Origin of the sequence: Desulfosarcina sp., assembly GCF_033791525.1 — a bacterium.
Lineage (GTDB): Bacteria > Desulfobacterota > Desulfobacteria > Desulfobacterales > Desulfosarcinaceae > Desulfosarcina.
Genome location: NZ_JASJGN010000280.1, coordinates 1 through 4,381, shown reverse-complemented (window position 1 = coordinate 4,381; position 4,381 = coordinate 1). Strand labels below are relative to the sequence as shown.

Sequence of the window (4,381 nt, the reverse complement as noted above, 5' to 3'; positions counted from 1 at the left end):
GATTTAAAACTGAACATCCAACGCTCAACGTTCAACATCCAACGTCGAACGAAAGGCAACCATGCAGAATACCCCCAACCCAAATTTAAACGTCAAACGATAAAAGCATGATCGATAGAATTCCTTATTGGAAGTTAAACGTTGGACGTTCGATGTTGGACGTTAATCTTTTCAACCCAGAACCCAAAGTTTACCCCCGAAACGTATTTTTAAAATGGAGTGATGGAGTGATGGGGATTTAAAACTTAACATCCAACGCTCAACGTTCAACATCCAACGTTGAACAATAAAAGCATAATCGATAGAATTCCTTATTGGAAGTTAAACGTTGGACGTTCGATGTTGGACGTTAATTTTTTCAACCCTGAACACTCAACCCAAATTTAAACGTCAACTGATAAAAGTATGATCGATAGAATTCCTTATTGGAAGTTGAGCGTTGAACGTTCGATGTTGGACGTTAATCTTTTCTTCCATACAACAATCACGGGTCGGATGGTTACATCCCCGGTAGTCCCGGTGTCAGGGCCAGCCTTACTGTTTGGCCAGCAGGCCACGCTGCTCGGCCGTTAGAACCGCTTTACGACGGTTGCCAACAGCTAGCTTTTCGTAGATGTGTCGCAGATGGGTTTTGACCGTAGCCATTGAAACGCAGAGTTTGTCGGCAATCTCCTTGTCCTGCAGACGCTCGGCCAAAAGTTCGAGCACGTCACGTTCACGGTTGGTCAGCGGGTCAACGAGAGGCGGGTCGAGTTTGGACTCTGGAGGTTGGATCCGGGTTGGGAATTCAACTTGGGGATCGCGAAAGGCGGCCAAAAGCGTCTCGATATGGTCAACGGCGACCTTTTTCTGTTTCAGCCGGACCAAAAGATCAGCCATGGGATGGCCCATTTCAATGAAGGGCCGCACCCAGCCGCCGGGGGCAGCCAGGTGAAGGGTGTGTTCCAGAGACGTTGCCGCATCATCGAGCCGACCTTGTCTGTAAAAAGCGATGGCCTTGAGGGCAATCAAGTCGATCAGGTGATAGGTGTTATGAATGGCCTCGGTTGACGCTTGAAGATCCTCGATCATAGCAACTGCCCGGGTCAGGGATTCATGGGCACCTTGCGCGACGAGCAACCGGCACTGGGTAATCTGTGGCGCTTCCAAAAAAATAAAGCCGGTGGCCATGGAGGTGGCTTCGTGGGAGGGGCATCTGCCTCCCGAATCACCCCGCAACAGGCCGATCCGGGCTTGGCCCGATTCCGCCAGGGCCAGGTTGCCCGGGTCCCTGGTTTCGACGGCAAAATCCAGCAGTTGTTGGGCGACTCGGGCGGATTCCCTGGGACGTCCCATGAAATGATAGGTCAAGCCCAGTCCGGTGAGGCTGCTCATCACGGCCGCTGTATGGGCAATGTAGCGATTTTCCGCCATCCATCGGAAGCAGCGCTCGGCCGCCTGCCATTCCCCGGCCTGAAAATAGCAACATCCCAGCAGATACGTGCTCCAGGATTTGATGTATACAGGACTGATGGTGCGCGCCAGTTCGCCAAGCTGCCGGCTGTAAACGGCAGCATCTTTTAGATTGCCGGACAAAAGATGGATAAATGCCAGGGTGATCACCTGCCGCGTAATCAGCAGACCTTTGTGATCCGGCTGTTGCCTGATCCGGTGGGTCAGCGCCTCGATGGCCACTTCCTTTTGCCCCGCCATGTGATGGGCAAGCCCGAAATAAATTTCTGAATCCGCGCGCATCAGGTCGTGGGTGGCGGGCAGGCCCGCCTGTGCTCTGCCGACGTGGGTCAGCATCTCCCGGGCCTGACCCTGCCAATAGCACAGGAAGGACTTGAACATGCTCTGCTCCCCAACCCAGTCTGGCCGATCAGCGCCATCGCCGAGAAGCCCATCGAGCCGCTCCACGATCCGGGCGAGGGCCGGGATGCGAAACCGGTAGTATGCCAGCCAGGCCTCACCCAATAATAGCTCAGGTCGCTGCCAAACGATCTCTTCCGGCAAATGGGACAGCCATCTGGCCAGGACAGGCCATTTGTCGGCATTGAGAACTTCCAGCCGATTCGCTTCCACAATGTCGGCGGCAAAATCCACCTCGCCGGCCGCCATGGCGTGTTCAAGGGCCTCGTCAATCAGCTTTTGTGACGCAAACCAGCGACTTGCCCGTTTATGTAGTAGCCGAATCTCCTCGGGCGCCGCCCGATGGCCCAACAGACGACGCAACAGCTGCTGGAACAGGTGATGATAGCGGAACCATTGATTATCCGTATCCAGCGAAATGATGAACAGATTGTCGGCCTGCAACCCATCGAGAAATGCCCGCCCATCGATCTCACATTGGGCAGATGTCCCGTCGGCTTCACACAATGCGTTGCACAAGGGCGCGCAGAATCGATCCAGAATGGCAGTGCGCAAAAGATAGTCACGATTGCCAGCCGGTTGACGGTCCAACACCTCCTTGATCAGGTAATCCACCACGTATCGCGTGGTCCCTTTCAGCTTCAACAATTCGCGACCGGGGTCCTCCTGCCCGCGCATGGCCAGGACCGCCAGGCGTAATCCGGTCACCCAGCCTTCGGCTTTTTCTGCCAGGGCGGCCGCCGTCGATGCTTTGATTTCATAAGCTGTGGCCGCCTGCAAAAATTTGGTGGACTCATCTATGCTAAAGCGCAAATCCCACATGCGCAGCTCGGTCAGCAATCCTCCTGCACGCAGAGTAGTGATGGATATGAGCGGGTCCCGCCGACCCACAAGAACCAGGTTCATGCGTCGGGGTGGATGATGCAGGATCAGGTTCAGAAATTCATGTACAGTTTTTTCCCGAATGCGGTGAATGTCATCCAGAACGATAATAAATGCATGATCGACCCGCTCCAGTTCGTTGACCAGGGTTGCCGCCAGGACCGCCAACGGCGGCAGGGTCGCCGAATCGATCAGCAATTGTGTCTCAGTGGCTGCCTGGGGAAAGATCGTATGAACGGCGGCAACCAGATAGGATAGAAAACGCTGCAGATCGTTGTCACCCTGGTCGAGAGACAACCAGGCGCCGGGTCTCTCGCATTTCTCAAGCCAGCAGCTGATCAACAGGCTTTTCCCATATCCGGCCGGTGCAGAAACCAGGATCACCGGCTGATGGCGGCCTTTGTCCAGCCGTTCAAGCAGTTCGGGCCGATGCAAATGATCGGTGGGTACAGGAGGCCGATGCAGTTTGGTGCGAAGCAGCGGAATATGGTGAGGTTCCGTTTTCATTTGTCCATCCCTGGCGTCGAACGCGTTATCTGCCGGAAGTGCCATGAATTCATTTTGGACGATACCAGTGTTTTTTTTTCTTGAAACCCCCCAAGAGGGGTTAAAAATGGGGGGGCTATTAAAGGATAGCTGAGGAATAGAGGGAAGTCACCTGGTGCTGACCATTTTCAATCTTCGGGCGAGCCAAGATTCAGGTATTAATAAGAGCGCATTGGGGTCGCACCAAGATATCAGTTTGACATTAAAATGTTTTTGTATCGAAAACGTGTGTTTATTGGACCAATATCGCCCTTTTGGGCCTCAAAATAGCAATTATAGGGAACCAAATATGCCCAGAAATGTAATGTCGATGAACACGTGCGACTGAAATCCCCCTATATCGCCCATTTCAATAGTAAAAAAGGCGTTATTGCCTCAAAATTAGGCCTATTTTATGCCGTATAGGTCAATATATTTAATATTTTATCTTGGTGCGACCCCAATCGCACTATTTAAAATTGTTTAATTAATTAAGAATATCGGAAGGGCTTTTAAGTGCCCTTCCGATAAATACTATTTTATTTTTTCTTCTTCGGAATAGAGATGGTTACATCTTTCACAAAGCCTGTAAAATCAGAGTCTTTCACATCTGTAAAAACCTTATCGGCTACTTGTGTTGACTCATCTTCACCAACATCTGCAGTTTCATCAGCTGAGTAAAGGGCAGGTTGCGTTTTTTCAACACGACCTTCGGCTACTTTCTTTCCATCAACGTAAAGCATGGCCATGCCACCTTTCCCGTTTCCGCCGCCATCATAATCAAATTGCAGTTTGATTTCTGCTTTATCTTTCGTGATGGCTTTGTCTGAAGCAATTGTATAGCTTTCTAATCCAAAGTAGTTATAGACATAGGCTGGTTTGCCATTGTCCATATACAATGCCCAGCCACCAAATTTACCACCCTGGGTAAGGATGACTCCTCTGTCTTTTCCTTTTAATTCAACATTAGCAACAATAGTTTTGGATGTGTTCTTTTCATTGATAAAAGTATTTTCAAGAATTCCGCCCATACCAGCAGCCAGTGTTAAACTTTTACGTTCTCCCATCAAATCAGGTCTTCCGGCAATGGCAGCATTGAAGCGCTCATAAGCACGGTCGTCTA

1 protein-coding gene and 1 pseudogene are annotated in these 4,381 nt (G+C 51.0%); both read right to left on the bottom strand.

The genetic code is table 11. The features are described 5' to 3' along the window. Nucleotides 1-534: 534 nt before the first annotated feature. A complete protein-coding gene (locus QNK41_RS13960; protein WP_319257958.1) occupies nucleotides 535-3,240 on the bottom strand; it encodes a LuxR C-terminal-related transcriptional regulator in 2,706 nt (901 codons plus the stop codon). 557 nt (nucleotides 3,241-3,797) lie between these two features. Further along, nucleotides 3,798-4,381, bottom strand: a pseudogene (locus QNK41_RS13955) (hypothetical protein); the annotation flags it as partial.

Excerpts from the sequence above, each read along its gene's own strand:
- QNK41_RS13960 (WP_319257958.1), bottom strand. The coding sequence starts at position 3,240 with ATGAAAACGGAACCTCACCATATTCCGCTGCTTCGCACCAAACTGCAT.